The organism is Nocardioides sp. SYSU D00065 (assembly GCF_017916425.1).
Taxonomy (GTDB): Bacteria; Actinomycetota; Actinomycetes; order Propionibacteriales; family Nocardioidaceae; genus Nocardioides.
In genome coordinates, this window is sequence record NZ_JAFMSX010000005.1 from 41,034 (window position 1) to 58,861 (window position 17,828).

At 72.1% G+C, this 17,828-nt stretch carries 17 protein-coding genes and 1 riboswitch; of the genes, 14 read left to right on the forward strand and 3 right to left on the reverse strand.

Going from position 1 to position 17,828, the window contains the following annotated elements:
• Positions 1-40: 40 nt before the first annotated feature.
• A complete protein-coding gene (locus J3P41_RS17300) occupies positions 41-736 on the reverse strand; it encodes a hypothetical protein (RefSeq protein WP_210651837.1) in 696 nt (231 codons plus the stop codon).
• Between the two features lie 228 nt (positions 737-964).
• Here J3P41_RS17300 and J3P41_RS17305 point away from each other — a divergent pair, with 228 nt between their 5' ends.
• Positions 965-2,443, forward strand: coding sequence for a glutamine synthetase beta-grasp domain-containing protein (locus J3P41_RS17305; RefSeq protein ID WP_210651839.1), 1,479 nt, complete (start codon positions 965-967; stop codon positions 2,441-2,443).
• A gap of 61 nt (positions 2,444-2,504) precedes the next feature.
• Entirely contained in the window at positions 2,505-3,641 is a 1,137-nt protein-coding gene (locus J3P41_RS17310; protein WP_210651841.1) for a CDP-glycerol glycerophosphotransferase family protein, read from the forward strand.
• 33 nt (positions 3,642-3,674) lie between these two features.
• Here J3P41_RS17310 and J3P41_RS17315 read toward each other — a convergent pair whose 3' ends face one another.
• On the reverse strand, positions 3,675-4,598 hold the full coding sequence (locus J3P41_RS17315) for a threonine/serine dehydratase (RefSeq protein ID WP_210651843.1): 924 nt from the start codon (positions 4,596-4,598) through the stop codon (positions 3,675-3,677).
• Entirely contained in the window at positions 4,595-6,118 is a 1,524-nt protein-coding gene (locus J3P41_RS17320; protein ID WP_210651845.1) for a sulfatase, read from the reverse strand. The genes J3P41_RS17315 and J3P41_RS17320 overlap by 4 nt, the downstream gene beginning before the upstream one ends.
• 234 nt (positions 6,119-6,352) lie before the next feature.
• Between J3P41_RS17320 and J3P41_RS17325 the strand changes: the two genes are divergently transcribed.
• From J3P41_RS17325 to gcvP, 12 genes are all read left to right on the forward strand, one after another.
• Positions 6,353-7,711, forward strand: a complete 1,359-nt coding sequence (locus J3P41_RS17325; RefSeq protein ID WP_210651850.1) for a hemolysin family protein — start codon at positions 6,353-6,355, stop codon at positions 7,709-7,711.
• On the forward strand, positions 7,704-8,771 hold the full coding sequence (locus J3P41_RS17330; RefSeq protein ID WP_210651851.1) for a hemolysin family protein: 1,068 nt from the start codon (positions 7,704-7,706) through the stop codon (positions 8,769-8,771). The genes J3P41_RS17325 and J3P41_RS17330 overlap by 8 nt, the downstream gene beginning before the upstream one ends.
• Positions 8,772-8,780: 9 nt before the next feature.
• Complete coding sequence (locus tag J3P41_RS17335) at positions 8,781-9,380, forward strand: CDP-alcohol phosphatidyltransferase family protein (protein ID WP_210651852.1); 600 nt, start codon at positions 8,781-8,783, stop codon at positions 9,378-9,380.
• A complete protein-coding gene (locus tag J3P41_RS17340; RefSeq protein ID WP_210651853.1) occupies positions 9,373-10,260 on the forward strand; it encodes a DUF881 domain-containing protein in 888 nt (295 codons plus the stop codon). Before J3P41_RS17335 ends, J3P41_RS17340 begins: the two co-directional genes overlap by 8 nt.
• Positions 10,257-10,589, forward strand: coding sequence for a small basic family protein (locus J3P41_RS17345; protein WP_210651855.1), 333 nt, complete (start codon positions 10,257-10,259; stop codon positions 10,587-10,589). The genes J3P41_RS17340 and J3P41_RS17345 overlap by 4 nt, the downstream gene beginning before the upstream one ends.
• Complete coding sequence (locus J3P41_RS17350; RefSeq protein ID WP_210651856.1) at positions 10,582-11,373, forward strand: DUF881 domain-containing protein; 792 nt, start codon at positions 10,582-10,584, stop codon at positions 11,371-11,373. Before J3P41_RS17345 ends, J3P41_RS17350 begins: the two co-directional genes overlap by 8 nt.
• Before the next feature lie 61 nt (positions 11,374-11,434).
• Positions 11,435-11,821, forward strand: a complete 387-nt coding sequence (gene gcvH, locus J3P41_RS17355) for a glycine cleavage system protein GcvH (RefSeq protein ID WP_210651857.1) — start codon at positions 11,435-11,437, stop codon at positions 11,819-11,821.
• A 165-nt stretch (positions 11,822-11,986) separates the two neighbouring features.
• Positions 11,987-12,499, forward strand: a complete 513-nt coding sequence (locus J3P41_RS17360) for an FHA domain-containing protein (RefSeq protein WP_210651858.1) — start codon at positions 11,987-11,989, stop codon at positions 12,497-12,499.
• A gap of 3 nt (positions 12,500-12,502) precedes the next feature.
• Positions 12,503-13,252 (forward strand): MerR family transcriptional regulator, encoded by a 750-nt coding sequence (locus tag J3P41_RS17365; RefSeq protein WP_210651859.1) that lies wholly within the window; start codon positions 12,503-12,505, stop codon positions 13,250-13,252.
• Between the two features lie 97 nt (positions 13,253-13,349).
• On the forward strand, positions 13,350-13,817 hold the full coding sequence (locus J3P41_RS17370) for a bifunctional nuclease family protein (RefSeq protein ID WP_210651860.1): 468 nt from the start codon (positions 13,350-13,352) through the stop codon (positions 13,815-13,817).
• A 206-nt stretch (positions 13,818-14,023) separates the two neighbouring features.
• A complete protein-coding gene (locus J3P41_RS17375) occupies positions 14,024-14,635 on the forward strand; it encodes a MerR family transcriptional regulator (protein ID WP_210651861.1) in 612 nt (203 codons plus the stop codon).
• Positions 14,636-14,749: 114 nt separating this feature from the next.
• A riboswitch (glycine riboswitch) is annotated at positions 14,750-14,857 on the forward strand.
• A gap of 86 nt (positions 14,858-14,943) precedes the next feature.
• Positions 14,944-17,805, forward strand: a complete 2,862-nt coding sequence (gene gcvP / locus J3P41_RS17380) for an aminomethyl-transferring glycine dehydrogenase (RefSeq protein ID WP_210652208.1) — start codon at positions 14,944-14,946, stop codon at positions 17,803-17,805.
• Positions 17,806-17,828 lie beyond the last annotated feature (23 nt).

Consider the following 17,828-nt stretch of genomic DNA (forward strand, 5'->3'; position numbering starts at 1 on the left):
GACGGGGGACCGGGTCGACGCGGGAGGTGCGTGGGCGGGGTCAGTCCGCTTCGCGTGTCCAGACGCGGTGCGGCCCGAGGGGTACGAACCCCACGTCGGTCCACACGGTCGCCTGGTCGCTCGAGGCGTAGCCGCAGATCGCTCGTCCCGGCCGCTGCCGGCGGGCGTGCTCGACGACTTCGTGGAGCTGGAGACCGCGCCGCTCGGTCCACCAGACGTTGGACAGCCCCATGGCCGACCCAGCGTCGTGAAGGACGGCTCCACCGACCAGCTCCGCCCCGGCGTAGCAGCCCAGCACCGTGAACCGGGGCTGCTCCAGGATGCCGGGGACCAAGACGTCGGCGTAGTCGTGCGCGCGGGACCACACGGCAAGCTCGTCGCTGGTGCTGATGGGGGCCCAGCGCAGGTACCTGCTGGGCCGGGTCTGGACTGCAGTTTCGGGTGCGAGACGCAGCCACTGTGCTTCGAGGAGCACGCTGTATCCGTGCCCGCAGAGGTCGAGTGAGCCGTAGGAGTCCGCGACCGTCCCGCCGGCCGCGTCGGATAGGACGGCCATGACGGCGGCGACGTCGACGTCGGGTCGCAACGTCTTGACTGCGGAGTGCCAGGGGAGGGCGGGTCCAAGGGCGCGCCAGAGCCCGTCGCGCTCGAGGGTCGGGATGCCATGGAGGGCGTGGATGTCGGTGTACCACGCCCGACTCGTGTCGACGGCTTGCGCCAGCTGATCTGAAGACACGGGCCCGTTCCTTCTTCCGATGTCGCCGAGACGTTCTGAGCGATTGTGTAACAATACCAACGCGACGGTGTCACTGTCTTCAACTCGCCCGTGCACTCGCCTCTCGTCTTGCTGGGCAGCGCCCGATCCGCGACGCGGCTGGCCGCCGGAAACTCTCGCGCAGGTGAGCGCGACGACAGGCGGCGAGCTTCCTGGCGCCCGAAGTCGTCGAGGTTGATACAACGGAGCATGACCATCGACGTCCTCGAACCGCACCCGATCGTGCGTCTGCTCGGCAAGCCCGCGGCTGACTTCACCACCAGCGACCTCGTCCGGGCGGTCGAGGAGCTCGAGCTGCGCCAGGTGAACCTGCGCTACGTCGGCGGCGACGGCCGGTTGAAGACACTGGCCTTCGTGATCAACTCGCGCCAGCACGTGGTGGAGGTCCTGACCAGAGGCGAGCGGGTCGACGGCTCGAGCATCTTCGAGGGCACCGAGGCCGCCAGCAGCGACGTCTACATCGTGCCGCGCCGACGCACGGCCTTCGTCAACCCGTTCGGCGAGCGCCCCTCCCTCGACCTGCTCTGCTCGTTCTACGGTGAGGACGGCACGCCGCTGCCGTACGCGAGCGAGCAGGTGGTGCGCCGGGCCGCCGAGGCGCTGACCCGGGATACGGGGATGGTCCTCGAGGCGTTCGGGGAGCTCGAGTACTACCTCGTGGGGCCGCTCGAGCACCTGTTCCCGGTAGAGGAGGAGCGCGGCTACCAGGAGTCGGCGCCGTTCTCCAAGGGCCAGCAGGTGCGAGAGCAGGTGCTGGGCCACCTCTCCGCCATGGGAGTGCAGCTGAAGTACGCGCACGGCGAGGTCGGGAACATCAAGGAGGATGATCGCCAGCTCGTGCAGCACGAGATCGAGTTCGCGCCCGTGCCCGTGCAGGAGGCCGCGGACGTCCTCGTGCTGGCCAAGTGGGTGGTGCGCGAGGTCGCCCACGCTCATGGCCTGGAGGTGACGTTCGCGCCGTCAGTCAGCAGCGACGGGGCGGGCAGTGGACTGCACGTGCACAGCCGGCTCGTGCGCGAGGGCCGCAACGCCATCGTGGGACCCGACGGCCTCAACGACACCGGACGCCGGCTGATCGCCGGCTATCTGTCGGCTGCCAAGGCCCTCACCGCCTTCGGGAACACTGTGCCGACGTCGTACCTGCGCTTCACCGAGGGCGACGAGTCGCCCGAGGGCATCTGCTGGGGCGAGACCGACCGCACCGGACTCGTGCGTGTGCCCCTGGCGTGGGGCGGTGACGTGCTTGCCGGCATGGTCGCCGACGCGAACCCCGGCAACGTGGAGCCGGTCGCCGAGCCTGACATCGACCCACAGACGGTGGAGCTGCGGCTCGCGGACGGCTCCGCCGACGTGCACCTGCTGCTGGCTGGGATGGCGGTCGCCGCCCGGCGTGGGCTGGAGGACCCCGACAGCCTGGCCCTCGCGGACCGGCTCAGCACGGCCGGCCACGACGACTTCGACCAGCTGCCGGCCTCATGCTCGGAGTCCGCCGACGCCCTCGAGGAGGCGCGGGCGCTGTTCGAGGCCGACGGGGTGTTCCCCGCGGAGCTGGTCGACGCGGTGCTCGATCGGCTCCGCTCGGACGATGACGCCGGCCTGCTCGAGGACCTGGACCAGGACGACGCCGCACGCGCCGAGCTGGTGCGTCGGCACTGGCACGTCGGCTGAGCCATCCCGGCGGTCTGTGGGTGCTGCCGGGCGCGACCCCCCGCACGACTACGATCTCGTCGTGAACGCCGTCTCCGTCATCGCCTACTTCGCGGGCGACCCCACCAGGACGTATCAGCTCATCCAGTGGCTGGAGGTGCTGGACGTGCTGGACGAGGTGCACCCGGTCGGGCTGGTCCTGCGCGATCCCGAGTCCGCGGCCGTGATCGAGCAGCGGACCGACCTCCCGGTCTTCACGGCGCTGACCCTGGCGGACCTGGCCGAGCTCTACGCCGAGCTCGACGCCAAGGTGGTGCTGTACTGCAACAACTCGCTGCAGAACTTCGACTCGCTGCTCGACAGCCGGCGCCTGCACGTGCACATCAACCACGGCGAGAGCGACAAGCAGTCGATGGCCAGCAACAACGCCAAGGCCTACGACCGGGTCTTCGTGGCTGGGGAGGCGGCCGTCCAGCGCTACGTCACCGAGCTGCTCGAGTTCGACGCCCGCAAGCTGGTGCGCGTCGGGCGACCGCAGCTGGACCTGCACCCCGCGCCCGTGCTGGCGGCGAGCGAGCGGCCGACCGTGCTCTACGCGCCCACGTGGGAGGGCGACGCGGACTACAACGACTACACCTCGGTCGACGTCATGGGCCCGGCGCTCGTGCGGGCCGTGCTCGCCGCGCCCGGACTCCGGCTCGTCTACAAGCCACACCCGAAGGTCACGACCAGCCGTACGCCTGCCGTCGCGCAGGCGCACCAGGCCATCGTCTCGCTGGTCGCCGAAGCGGCCCTCCACGAGCCCGGGGCCGGCCACGCCGCGGTGCTCGAGGGCGACATCCTCGCGGTCATGCCGGTGTGCGACGCGATCGTCACCGACGTCTCGTCCGTCGGGCTCGACTGGCTCTACCTCCACACCGACAAGCCGATCGTGCTCACCGACCGGCACGGCGATCTCGACCGGCTGCACGAGCACGTCCCGCTCAGCCGCTGCGCCGACGTCGTGGACCGGGACGGCGTCGAGCGGCTGACGCGTCTGCTGCCGGACCGCCTCGAGCGCGACGAGCACCGGCTCGCGCGCACCGCCATGCGCCACCACTACTTCGACGACCTGCACGTCGGCGACAGCACCGTCCGCTTCCTCGCCTCGGTCTCCGAGCTGGTCGCGCTCCGCGACCGCCTCCTCGGGGAGGGGGCCGGCGCCGCCATCACCGCCTGAGCCGGCCCTTGCAGGACGGGCGACGCGGCGGCGCTACGCCAGCGTGCCCGGGTCGGTGTTCGCGCCGCACACCACCACCGCGACGCGCTCCCCGTCCTGAGGGACGTACGCCCCTGCGAGGAGGCCGGCCATGGCCGTGGCGGCGCCGTGCTCGGCGACGATGCGGTACTCGTCCCACAGGTGCTGGCGGGCGGTGACGATGTCGGCGTCGCCGACCAGCACGGACACGGGTGGCTCCGCGCCGGCGGCGGCGAACGCCAGGTCGCCGACGCGGCGCGCTCCGAGGGAGTCGGCCGCGACCCCGGACACCGCGACGTCCACCGGCGCACCTGCTGCGACGGCGCTGTGCAGCGTCGGGCAGAGCTCGGGCTCGACGGCGACCACCCGCGCCCGACCCCGGACCGCGGCGGCCACGCCGGCGTACAGTCCACCGCCGCCGACGGCGACCACGATCGTGTCGATCCCGGGCTCGTCCTCCACGATCTCCTCCGCGAGCGTCCCGGCCCCGGCGGCGACCTCGGGCTGGTCGTATGCGTGGGCGAAGGCGGCGCCGGTCTCGGCGCCGAAGTCGAGCGCCGCCTGGTACGCGTCGGCGTACTGCGTCCCGACGCGCACCACCTCGGCCCCGTAGCCCCGGATGCGCTGCACCTTGACCTCGGGCGCGGTCTCGGGCACGAACACGGTCGCGCGCACCCCGAGCTCCCCGGCCGCGAAGGCCTGCGCGAGGCCGGCGTTGCCGCCGGACGCGACGACGATGCCCGCGTCTCCCAGCTCGCCGCACTCGATGGCGGCGAGCTGACGGTTGAAGGCGCCGCGGGTCTTGAACACCCCGCAGTGCTGGAGGTGCTCGCACTTGAGCCAGACCCCGTCGGCACCGACCGGGGCGAGCAGGGGAGTGCGGCGCACGCGGCTCTCGATCCGCTCGCGGGCGGCCAGTACGTCGTCGCGCGTGATCACGGAGCCAGTATCCGCCCGGCCGCGCCCGGCGCCGGCTCGGGCAGCGGTCCGAAGACCTGGTTGCACGTCCAGCCCGCACAGTCCACGAGCTCGCTGCGGCGCAGGTCGAGCGCGGAGCGGACCGCCGCGTAGCGCGGGTCGTCGGCCAGGTTGACCATCTCGTCGGGGTCGACGAGCCGGTCGTAGAGGAAGGTGTCGGTGCCGTCGGTCCCGTAGAGGTAGCGGTCGGTGCGCACGCCCCGGTGGGACCAGCCGGTCCCGAGGGTGCGGCCGGTCTGGATGAGCGTGGTGTCGCGGAACGGCTGGTCGGCGCCCATCAGCGTCGGCAGCAGCGACGTGCCGTCGACCTGCCAGGCGGGGTCGACGCCCGTCAGCGCGGCGAACGTGACCGGCAGGTCGACGAGCGAGACCGGCAGGTCCGAGCGGCTGCCCGGGGCGATGCCCGGCCCGCGCACCAGGAGCGGGACCTGCAGCGCCTCGTCGGTCAGCACGTCCTTGCCGACGAACCGGTGCTCCCCGAGGGAGTAGCCGTTGTCGGAGCTGAAGACGAGGTACGTCTCGTCGAGGACACCCTGCTCGTCCAACGTCTCCACGAGGGAACCGACCGCCCTGTCCACGGCCTGCAGCGACTGCAGCCGCGCGGTGTTCTCGGCGCGGACCTCGGCCCGGGAGACCCGGGGGAGGCGGCGCAGGTACGCCGGCTGGTCGGTGACGTCGGCCTCGTCGAACGCCGGGTCGTCGAAGGCGTCCGGCCGCTGGTCGACGAACAGGTCCCGGTCCTGCGGTGCGGCCGGCGGCAGTCCGCGGCCACCCTCGGGCGTGATCCGGTAGTGCGGCGCCAGGTGCCAGGCGTACACCACGAACGGGTCGCCGCTGGCGGCGAAGTCGCGGACCGCGCGGTTGGTGTGGTCCTCGATCACCGAGGTCACGTAGCTGTCCGTGTAGTGCTGAGGGTTGCCGTCCCCGGTCATCGAGAAGTCGACGTAGTCGTAGACGCCCTCGGTCAGGGCGTCCCAGCGCGACCAGCCGGCGGGGCGTACGTCGCGGGGACCGTAGCCGTTGAGGAACTTCCCGACGAACCCGGTCCGGAAGCCGCTGTCGCGGAACCACGAGCTCGCCTCCTGGGTGGGGTCGAGCGCCTCGAAGCCCCCGTGCACGCCGCGGTTGTGCTGCACGCCGTTGTTCTGGGCGTACTGCCCGGTCACCAGCTGGGCGCGCGCCGGGCAGCACAGGGGATGGGGCGAGACGGCGTCGGTGAACTCCATGCCCTGCTCGGCGATGAGGCGCCGGGTGATCGGCATGTGGTCGAGGTCGTCGTCGCGCATGTCGTCGGTGAGGACGAAGACGAGGTTGGGGCGGTCCTGCTCGGCCGCGTCAGCGCCGGTGCCTGAGCCCGGGCTGCCCTGCGCCATGCGCACCGACCCCGCCCGGCCGGTCCCCTCGTTGGCGGTGACGGTGGCGAGGGTGACGAGCAGGACGCCGAGGAGCGCAGCCGTGATCGACTGTGCCCACGCTCGCATCTACGTCCCCCCGAGACCCTGCGGTCCACGCTCTCGCCCCTGTGCTGCGCGCCAGAGTAGAGGGGGCGGGGGCGGCGCCCCAAAGCGACACGACGACTGTGGGCAAGCCGGTCCGGACGGCTACCCTGTGGCTTCGCCGACGCTCCGGCACCCCGACCCGAAGGAACCCTCAGCGCCCGCCATGGACGAGAGCCGAAGTCCCCGCACGACCGCACCGACCATCGGGTGCGTGTCGTGACCCCCCTCCTGTTGTTGCTCGTCTCCCTCGCGCTGGTGGTCGCCTGCGGCCTCTTCGTCGCAGCCGAGTTCTCGTTCGTCACCGTCGACCGGCCCAGCGTCGAGCGCGCCGCCGCCGAGGGTGACGACGGTGCCCGCGGCGTACAGCTCGCGCTCCGCTCCCTCTCGACCCAGCTCTCCGGCGCGCAGGTCGGGATCACCGTGACGAATCTCGCCATCGGCTTCCTCGCCGAGCCCGCCGTCGCCGACCTCATCGACGGCCCGCTCGCCGATGCCGGGGTCGCCGAGCGCGCGGTCACGCCGCTCGCCGTGACGCTCGGCCTCGTGGTCGGCACCGTGGTCACGATGATCTTCGGGGAGATGGTGCCCAAGAACCTCGCGATCGCGCGCCCTCTGGAGACCGCTCGCACCACGCAGGGCTTCATGCGCGGCTTCACCGCGCTGACCAGGGTGCCGATCCGTGCCCTCAACGGCTCGGCCAACGCGATCGTGCGCCGGCTCGGCATCGAGCCGCAGGAGGAGCTGCGCTCGGCGCGCAGCTCCCAGGAGCTGGCCTCGCTGGTGCAGCGCTCCGCCGACCAGGGCACCCTCGACGCCGAGACCGCCGAGCTCGTCGAGCGCTCGGTGGAGTTCGGCACCCGCACCGCCGGCGAGATCATGACGCCGCGGGTGCGCACGACGACCCTCGAGGAGGGCGACCGCGTCTCGACGGTCATCGAGCTGGCCCGCCAGACCGGCCACTCGCGCTTCCCGGTGCTCGACGCCGAGGACACCGTCGTCGGCACCGTCCACGTCAAGCACGCCGTCGCGGTGCCCGTCCACGAGCGCGCGACGACGCGCGTCAAGCACGTCATGGTCCGGCCCGTGGTGGTGCCGGACAGCCTGCGGCTCGACCCGCTCCTGGCCCTGCTGCGCCAGGACGGCTTCCAGATGGCGGTCGTGCTCGACGAGTACGGCGGGCACGCGGGCATCGTGACGCTCGAGGACGTGGTCGAGGAGATCGTCGGCGACATCTCCGACGAGCACGACCGGCTCGGTGCGCGGATCCGCCAGCGCCGGGACGGCAGCTGGACGCTGTCGGGCCTGCTGCGCCCCGACGAGGTCGAGGACGCCACCGACATCGAGCTGCCCCACCACGAGGACTACGACACGGTCGCCGGGCTCGTCCTGCGCACGCTGGGCAAGGTGCCGGAGCCCGGGGACTGCATCGAGGTGGCGGTGCCCGACCGCAGTGACCCGCTCGAGCTCCGTGAGCGGCTGGTGACGTTGACCGTCGAGCGGATGGACGGCCTCCGCATCGACCGGCTCGACCTGCGCCTGGTGACCGACGAGCCTGCGGAGGCCCGCGATGAGTGACGTCCTCGGCGTCGGCGTCGCCGTCGTCCTGCTGGTCCTCAACGCGTTCTTCGTGGGCGCGGAGTTCGCCCTGCTGGCCGCGCGGCGCAGCCAGATCGAGCCGCGGGCCCAGGACGGGTCCCGGGCGGCGCGCACGACGCTGCGCGCGATGGAGAACATCTCGCTGGTGATGGCGGGGGCCCAGCTGGGCATCACCGTCTGCTCGCTCGGGCTCGGCGCCGTCGGCGAGCCCGCCGTCGCCCACCTGCTGGAGCCGCTGTTCCACCGGGCCCACCTGCCCGAGGACCTGCTCCACCCCGTCTCCTTCGTGGTGGCGATGTCCATCGTGGTCTACCTGCACGTCGTCCTGGGAGAGATGGTGCCCAAGAACATCGCGCTCGCCGGGGCCGACCGTGCCGCCCTGGTGCTCAGCCCGCCGATGATGGTCATCGTCACCGTGCTGCGCCCGGTGATCGCCTGCCTCAACATGGCCGCCAACGGGGTGCTGCGACTGCTGCGCGTCGAGCCGCGGGACGAGGTGTCCTCGAGCTTCACGCGCGAGGAGGTCGCCGCGCTGGTGAAGGAGTCGCGGGGCGAGGGGCTGATCGAGGCCGAGGAGTACGACCGCCTCTCCGGCGCGCTCGGCTTCACCGAGAAGTCGGTGGCCTCCATCGTCATGCGTCCCGACGGGCTGGCGACCGTGGCCCCGGGGTCCACCGTGGCGGACGTGGAGGCGGTCTGCGCGGCCACCGGGTTCAGCCGGTTCCCCGTGGCGGCGCCCGACGGCACCCTGCTGGGCTACCTCCACATCAAGGACGCGCTGGAGTCCGACGACGCGAAGCGGTCCCGGGTCATCGAGGACAAGTGGATCCGCCCGTTCGCCACGGTCCACCCCGACGACCTGCTCCACGACGCGCTCGAGAGCCTGCAGGTCAAGGGCGCCCACATGGCCCGAGTCGTGCAGCGCGACGGCACGGTGGTCGGGTTGGTGACGCTCGAGGACGTGCTGGAGGAGCTGGTGGGCGAGATCCGCGACGCGGCGCACCACGACGTGTCGGGCATCGACGCGACCGCTGGATAGGGTGCGCTCGTGTCCGAGGAAGCGACCCGCGTCTGGACCGTGCCGAACATCATCAGTGTGGTGCGGCTCGCCGGCGTGCCGCTGTTCCTCTGGCTGGTCCTCGGCCCGGAGTGGGACGCGGTCGCCCTCGTGGTGCTCATGGTCGCGGGCTTCACCGACTTCCTCGACGGCTGGCTGGCGCGACGGCTCGACCAGTACTCGCAGCTCGGCGAGATCCTCGACCCCGTCGCCGACCGCCTCTACATCCTGGCCGTCGTGGTGGGCCTCTACCTGCGCGACATCATCCCGTGGTGGGTGGCCATCGCGCTGCCGCTGCGCGACCTGTTCCTGTGGGGCCTGGTGCCCATCCTGCGCACCCGCGGGTTCTCCGCGCTGCCGGTCCACTTCCTCGGCAAGGCCGCCACCTTCAACCTCCTGTACGCGTTCCCGCTGCTGCTCCTCGGCGAGGGTGACGGCATCGTCGCCACGCTGGCGCGCAACTTCGGGTGGGCCTTCGCCTGGTGGGGCATCGGCCTCTACTGGTGGGCGGGGCTGCTCTACGCCTGGCAGGTGCGCACGCTCCTGCGCGACACCCCGCGGCGTACGACGACGGCGAGCGACCATGGGTGAGCCGCGGATGCACCAGGACACCGAGCGCCGGCTCCCCGAGCACGTCACCACGCCTCTGCTCACGTTGATCACCACCCGGTCGATGGACGAGGACTATGCGCACGTCGCCCGGCAGCGGGCGGCTGCGGGCCAGGAGCCCCCCGCGGCCACGCGGCCCCACTGGATGAGCCTGGCGGCGATCGCAGTGCTCGGCGTGATGGCGGCGATCGTCGCGGCGCAGACCGACCGTCAGGCCGAGGTCGACGAGCTCAGCCGGGCCGCGCTGGTCGACCAGATCGAGTCGCGACGTGACGAGGTCCGCTCCCTCCAGCGCACCGTCGGCGAGCTCACCCGCTCCAACGCCGCTGCGGTGAGCAGCAACGCCCGGCTGCAGGAGCTGCTCGAGGACATCGACAACCGGGTGCGCCGCGCCGAGCTCCTCACCGGCTTCGCGCCCGCGCACGGCCCCGGCGTCCGATTCACGGTCGCCAACCCGCCCGGCGCGGACGTCGACAGCGAGATCCGCGACGAGGACCTCGCCATCTTGGTGGACGGGCTGTTCGAGGCGGGGGCCGAGGCCGTCGCGATCAACGACCAGCGGATCAACGCCCTCGGCGGCATCCGCAACACCAACCGCGCCGTCCACGTCAACGGGCGGCCGGTCAACGCCCCCTACGCCGTGTCGGCCATCGGCGACCCGCGCACGCTGCAGGCGCGACTGCTCCAGACCAGCCAGGGCCAGGAGTGGTTCGCCCTCGTCGACGTCTTGGGTTTCGTCGTCACCCCTGAGAACCTCGACGACATCCGCCTGCCGGCCGCGCCTGAGCGGCCGCTGCGTGATGTGATCGAGGTCGACGCCGAACCCAACGGCGCGACGGAGGGAGAGGGGAGCACACCGTGATCGCCGCCCTGGGACTGCTCATCGGAATCCTGGCCGGCCTCGTCTTCGCGCCCGAGGTGCCGCTGAGTCTGCAGAACTACCTGCCGATCGCCGTGGTGGCCGCCCTCGACGCAGCGTTCGGCGGACTGCGCGCCTACCTCGACGGCATCTTCGACGACAAGGTCTTCGTCGTCTCCTTCGTGAGCAACGTGGTCGTCGCGGCGGCCATCGTCTACCTCGGCGACCAGCTCGGGGTCGGGGCGCAGCTGACCACGGGGGTCGTCGTCGTGCTCGGCATCCGGATCTTCTCCAACGTGGCAGCCATCCGCAGGCACGTCTTCCATGCCTGACCCCGGTCCCGACTCCACGTCCCGCACGCCCGCCCGCACCGGGGGTGCACCGCCGGTGGGCGAGCGGGGGCGGGACCGCCTGCGCGACGCCTTCGTCAAGCCGACACGACGCCAGGTGGTGGTCGCGGTCCTGCTCGCCGTGCTGGGCTTCGCCTTCGTCGTACAGGTGCGCAACACCGACGCCAACGACACCTACTCGGGGCTGCGCGAGAGCGACCTGATCCAGGTGCTCAACGGCCTCACCGGCACCGCCGAGCGGGCTCGTCGCGAGGTCGATCGCCTCGAGGCACGCCGCGACGAGCTGAGCGACGAGAACCAGGCCCGCTCGGCCGCCCTCGACGAGGCCGAGCAGCGCGTGCGCACCCTCAACATCATCGCCGGGCTGGTGCCGGTCTCCGGGCCGGGGCTGCGGGTGACGATCACGGAGTCCGCCAGCCGCGTCAGCGTCGGCTCCCTCCTCGACATGATCCAGGAGCTGCGCACCGCCGGTGCGGAGGCGATGGAGTTCAACGACTCCATCCGCCTCGGGGCGCAGAGCTCGTTCGAGAACGCCGTCGGCGGCATCGAGCTCGACGACCAGCTGCTGGAGCCGCCGTACGTCCTCGACGTGATCGGCGACCAGCACAACCTGCGCACCGCGCTGACCTTCTCCACCGGACCGGTCGAGACGATGCAGACCCTCGACGGCGCGACCGTCACGATCGAGGAGCTGGACTCGGTGGAGATCACCAGCGTGCGCGAGGCGCCGCGACCTGAGTATGCGGAGCACGGCACGGGCCAGTAGCCTGCCCGGCAGTGCCACACCGGCCCGGTCGCACCCCGTCGCCACCTTGTGAGGAGCCCCCGTGTATCCCGAGAACCTGAAGTACACCAGCGAGCACGAGTGGGTGCGGACCCCCGGCGAGGCCGAGGGCTCCGTGCGGGTCGGCATCACCGACTTCGCCCAGGACGCGCTCGGCGACATCGTGTACGTCTCCCTGCCGCAGGTCGGCGACGCGGTCACGGCGGGGGAGACCTGCGGCGAGCTGGAGTCCACCAAGTCGGTCAGCGACATCTACGCGCCCGTGACCGGGGAGGTGGTTGCCACGAACGCCGCGCTCGACTCGACGCCGGAGCTGGTCAACAGCGACCCCTACGAGGCCGGCTGGCTCTTCGAGGTCAGCGTCGCCGACCCCGCGCAGGTCGACGGGCTCATGGACGCCGCCGCCTACGAGGCCGGCCTGCAGGGCTGATCCGACCCGGCCGCCACCCGGCCGCCACCCGGCCGCCACCCGGCCGCCACCCTGGTCCCGCACCGAGTTCGCCGCCCGGCCCGATCGAGGTGCTGGTAGGTTCGAGACAACCGTCAACCTCAACCCTCGGCTGAGGGTTGGGTGTCGATCCGTCGAGGAGTTCCCATGCCGTTCTGCACAGCCTGTGGCAAGCAGAACCCTGACGATGCCCGCTTCTGTGCCCAGTGCGGCACGAAGCTGCTCAGCGGGGAGGACGCCGGTGCGAGTCCGGTCGAGACCACTGCGACCATCACGTTCGGCGCCCCGGACCAGCGCGAGTCCTCCGACCGCCAGCTCAGCGCGGTCGACGCGGCGGCGGTGGACGCGCTGCCCGAGGGCCACGCGCTGCTGGTCGTGCAGCGCGGTCCCAGTGCCGGCAGCCGGTTCCTGCTCGACACCGACGTGGTCGGCGCCGGGCGCCACCCCGACAGCGAGATCTTCCTCGACGACGTGACCGTCTCGCGACGGCACGCCGAGTTCCGCCGCTCCGGCCAGGGGTACAGCGTGAGCGACGTGGGCAGCCTCAACGGGACCTACGTCAACCGCGACCGCATCGACTCCGTCGAGCTCAACGACGGCGACGAGGTCCAGATCGGCAAGTACCGCCTGGTGTTCTTCTCCTCCCACCCGGACAGCTGATCCGTGAGTGCCTCGACGTCGTCGGCGTCCTCGGCATCGGGTCGCGGCGCCCGCTACAACATCGGGCAAGTGCTCGACCAGCTCCGACCCGACTTCCCGGGCGTGACGATCCCCAAGATCCGCTTCCTGGAGGACAAGGGCCTGGTCAAGCCCGAGCGCACCGCCGCCGGATACCGCAAGTTCTCCGGCGACGACGTCGCACGGCTGCGCTACATCCTGCTGATGCAGCGCGACCACTACCTCCCGCTCAAGGTCATCGGCGACCACCTCGACGCCATCGACCGCGGCCTCGAGCCGCCGCCGATCGACTCGGTCGTGCCGACCGTCCCGAAGGTGGCCCTGAGCTCCGACGGCCTGCCCAGCCCCGAGTCGTTCCGGCGCAGCAGCGACCTGCGGCTCTCCCGCCGTGAGCTGCTCAAGGTCGCCGAGATCTCCGAGGAGCTGCTCGCCCAGCTCGAGCAGTACGGGCTGGTCAGCGCCCGCACCGGGACGGGGCACTTCGACAGCGACGCGCTCGTGGTGGCGCGCACCGCTCGCGAGCTGGCCGACTACGGCTTCGAGCCACGACACCTGCGGGCCTTCAAGACCGCGGCCGACCGCGAGGTGGGCCTGGTGCAGCAGGTCGTCGCCCCCCTCGCCCGCGGCCGCGACGCCGCCGCGCGGGGACGCGCCGAGGACGCCACGTCCGAGATCGCCGCATTGTCGGTGCGGCTGCACGCGACGCTGGTCAAGGTGGGGCTCGAGCGCGGCTGACCGTCCTCGGGTCTCGCCGCAGGCGTCGTCCGGCGCGCTCCCGGCACGCCGCACCGGCGCCCGGTCGGCGATCAGGGGTCGTGAGTAGGGTGGGGGCATGCGCGAAATGGACGTCGTCGGAGTCCGCGTCGAGATGCCCTCGAACCAGCCCATCGTGCTGCTGCGCGAGGTGACCGGGGAGCGCTACCTCCCGATCTGGATCGGCGCCGTCGAGGCCACCGCCATCGCCTTCGCGCAGCAGGGTGTCACCCCGCCGCGGCCGCTGACCCACGACCTCATGCGCGACGTGCTGGTCGCCACCGGCCAGCGCCTCGACGAGGTGCGCATCATCGACATGCAGGACGGCATCTTCTTCGCCCAGCTGGTCTTCGACGGCGGCGTGGAGGTGAGCGCGCGCCCCTCGGACTCGATCGCACTGGCGCTGCGCACCGGCTCTCGCATCGTGTGCGCCGAGGCGGTCCTCGAGGAGGCGGGGCTCGCCGTGCCTGCCGAGCAGGAGGACGAGGTCGAGCGGTTCCGTGAGTTCCTCGACCACGTCTCGCCGGACGACTTCGAGTCGCACTGACCCCTGTCCAGCATCCCTCACCCTCAAGTGAAGGTTGAGGGTTCGCGACACGCCGTCCCGTGGATGGACAACCCCGGTCTCCGGGCTTACGGTGAACTGTCTTCGTTGTAACTCCACCGCTGTGGTTGTCGGTCGCACCGGCGTCCAGGGCGGGCCCTTCCCCCAGGAGTTACCGCACAGCGGAGGAACTGACCTGGAGGGTCGCAGTGGGTAGCAACGAGAACGAACCGGGCACGGACGCCGCCGGCCGGCAGGCCGCGGCCGACGCGGCAGAGCTCGCCGAGGAGCAGGGACTGCTCTTCGACGACGACGTCTCCCCGCTGCCCAGCGACACCGGCTACCGCGGGCCGACGGCGTGCAACGCGGCCGGGATCACCTACCGCCAGCTCGACTACTGGGCCCGCACCGGTTTGGTGGAGCCGAGCGTGCGCGGTGCCGCCGGGTCGGGGTCGCAGCGTCTGTACTCCTTCCGCGACATCTTGATCCTCAAGGTCGTCAAGCGGCTGCTCGACGCGGGGATCTCGCTCCAGCAGATCCGCACCGCCACCGCGCACCTGCGCGAGCGCGGCACCGACGACCTGACCCGCGTGACCTTGATGAGCGACGGCGCCTCGGTCTACGAGTGCACCAGCAACGACGAGGTCATCGACCTGCTCCAGGGCGGCCAGGGCGTGTTCGGCATCGCCATCGGGGGCGTCTGGCGCGAGATCGAGGGCACGCTGGCCGAGCTGCCCAGCGAGCGCACCGCGGGCGACGCGGCCGCGCCGGTCCCCGGCGACGAGCTGGCGGCGCGTCGCGCCGCGCGTCGGACCGGCTGAGCACCCCGAGCAAGCGGCTCCCCGTCTGAGGAGTCGACCCGATCTGCGACGAAGCCGCCCGGCGACGGGCGGCTTCGCTCATCTGCGGTCCGGGACGCTAGACTCGCCACGCCGACATCCCGTGCGGGAGAGTCACCTCGTCCGGTCCCGCGACCGGTCGTGATGCGCCGAAGGGGCAATTCCTCCCCGGAACCTCTCAGGCACCCGGACCGCACGGGCTGGCACTCTGGAGGTCACCGGACCGACAGAGGGGGAGGTCCAGCGTTGTGACCTCAGGAGCCCTCGTGCCGGACGCCGCCTCGACCGACATCCCCACCAGCGACCCGACCGGCGACGGCGCGCGGGCGGGTGAGTTCGTCGCGCGCCACATCGGCCCCGACGACGCCGCCGTCGCCCACATGCTCCAGGTGATCGGCCACGAGTCGCTCGAGTCGCTGATGGCAGCCGCGGTGCCCGGCGGGATCCGCACGGCCGCCGCCCTGGACCTGCCGGACCCGTTGGACGAGGAGGCGACCGCCCGGGCGCTGCGCACGCTCGCCTCGCAGAACCGCCCCGCGGAGGCGATGATCGGTCTGGGCTACCACGCGACGATCACCCCGCCGGTGATCCGCCGCAACGTCCTCGAGGACCCGTCCTGGTACACCGCCTACACGCCGTACCAGCCGGAGATCTCGCAGGGTCGCCTGGAGGCGCTGCTCAACTTCCAGACCGTCGTGGCCGACCTCACCGGGCTGCCGACCGCCAACGCCTCACTGCTCGACGAGGGCACCGCCGCAGCCGAGACGATGACGCTCGTACGTCGCGCCCAGCGCAACGCGAACGGTCCCTTCGTGGTCGACGCCGACGCGCTGCCCCAGACGATCGACGTCGTGCGCACCCGCGCCGAGGGGCTGGGCATCGAGGTGGTCGTCGCCGACCTCGCCGACGGGCTGCCCGACGGGGACCTGTGCGGCGTGCTCGTGCAGTACCCCGGCGCCTCCGGCGCCGTGAGCGACCCGCGCCCGGTCATCGACGCCGCCCACGAGCGGGGTGCGCTGGCCGTGGTGGCCGCGGACATCCTCGCCCTCGCCCTCCTCGAGGCGCCGGGCACGTTCGGGGCCGACGTGGTCGTCGGCTCCTCCCAGCGCTTCGGCGTACCCCTCTTCTACGGCGGGCCGCACGCCGGGTTCATGTCGGTCTCGGCGGGCCTCGAGCGGCACCTGCCCGGGCGCCTGGTCGGCGTCTCCGTCGACGCCGAGGGCCGCCCGGCGTACCGCTTGGCGTTGCAGACGCGCGAGCAGCACATCCGCCGCGACAAGGCGACCTCCAACATCTGCACCGCACAGGTGCTGCTCGCCGTGGTGGCCTCCATGTACGCCGTCTACCACGGCCCCGACGGCCTGCGCCGCATCGCCCAGCGCACCCACGACCACGCCAGCCGGATCGCCGCGGCCCTGCGCGCCGGGGGAGTGCGCGTCGCCAACGACACCTGGTTCGACACCCTCACGGTGTCCGTCCCCGGACGCGCCACCGAGGTGGTCGGCGCCGCGCGCGCCGTCGGGCTGCACCTGCGCCTCATCGACGAGGACCACGTCGGGCTGTCCACCTCCGAACGCACCAGTCCCTCGACGGTCGCCGCCGTCCTGCGCTCCTTCGGCGTGGCCGCGGCCGCCGGCGACGAGGCCGCGTCCGGGCTGCCGGACGCGCTGCGACGCACCACGGACTTCCTCACCCACGAGGTGTTCAACTCCCACCACAGCGAGACCCAGATGCTGCGCTACCTCGCCCGGCTCTCGGGCCGCGACTACGCGCTCGACCGCGGCATGATCCCGCTGGGCTCGTGCACGATGAAGCTCAACGCCACCACGGAGATGGAGCCGGTCAGCCTGCCCGGCTTCGCCGACCTCCACCCGTTCGCGCCGGCCCAGGACGCGACCGGCTACCGCGAGCTCGTCGACGACGTCGAGCGCTGGCTGGCCGAGGTGACGGGCTACGACACGGTCTCGGTGCAGCCCAACGCCGGCTCGCAGGGCGAGCTGGCGGGACTGCTCGCGATCCGCGGCTACCACCTGGCCAACGGCGACACCGGGCGCAACGTGTGCCTGATCCCGTCGTCCGCGCACGGCACGAACGCCGCCTCGGCGGTGATGGCCGGCATGAAGGTGGTCGTGGTCAAGGCCTCCGACGACGGATCGGTCGACCTCGACGACCTGCTGGCCAAGTGCGACCAGCACGCCGAGACCCTCGCCGCGATCATGGTGACCTACCCCTCGACCCACGGGGCCTACGAGGACACGATCACCGACCTCTGCAAGATCGTCCACGACCACGGCGGCCAGGTCTACGTGGACGGGGCCAACCTCAACGCCCTGCTCGGCTACGCCCGGCCGGGGGAGTTCGGCGGGGACGTCTCCCACCTCAACCTGCACAAGACGTTCTGCATCCCGCACGGTGGCGGCGGTCCCGGCGTCGGCCCCGTCGCCGTACGCGCCCACCTCGCGCCGTACCTGCCCTCGCACGCCTCGCACCCCGAGACCGCGAAGCGCCAGGGCATCGGCCCCATCAGCGCCGCGCCGTACGGCTCGGCCGGCATCCTGCCCATCACCTGGGCCTACATCCGGATGATGGGCGCCCAGGGCCTGACCCGCGCCACCGCGGTCGCCGTGCTCTCCGCCAACTACATCGCGCACCGCCTCGAGGAGCACTTCCCGGTGCTCTACCGCGGGCACGGCGACCTCGTCGCGCACGAGTGCATCCTCGACCTGCGCGGCATCACCAAGGCCAGCGGCGTGAGCGTCGACGACGTCGCCAAGCGGCTCGTCGACTACGGCTTCCACGCCCCCACCATGTCGTTCCCGGTGGCGGGCACCTTGATGGTCGAGCCGACCGAGTCCGAGGACCTCGCCGAGATCGACCGGTTCTGCGACGCGATGATCGCCATCCGCGCCGAGATCGCCCGGGTCGAGGCCGGCGAGTGGACGCCCGAGGACTCGCCGCTGCGGCACGCGCCGCACACGGCCCGCGCGCTGGTGGGGGAGTGGGACCGGTCCTACTCGCGCGAGCTGGCGGTGTTCCCGAGCGGGATCGACCCCGACAAGTACTGGCCGCCGGTGGCGCGGATCGACCAGGCCTACGGCGACCGCAACCTGGTGTGCGCGTGCCCCCCGCCGGAGGCGTTCGCCCAGGACTGACCGGCGCCGGGGGAGACCCGTAG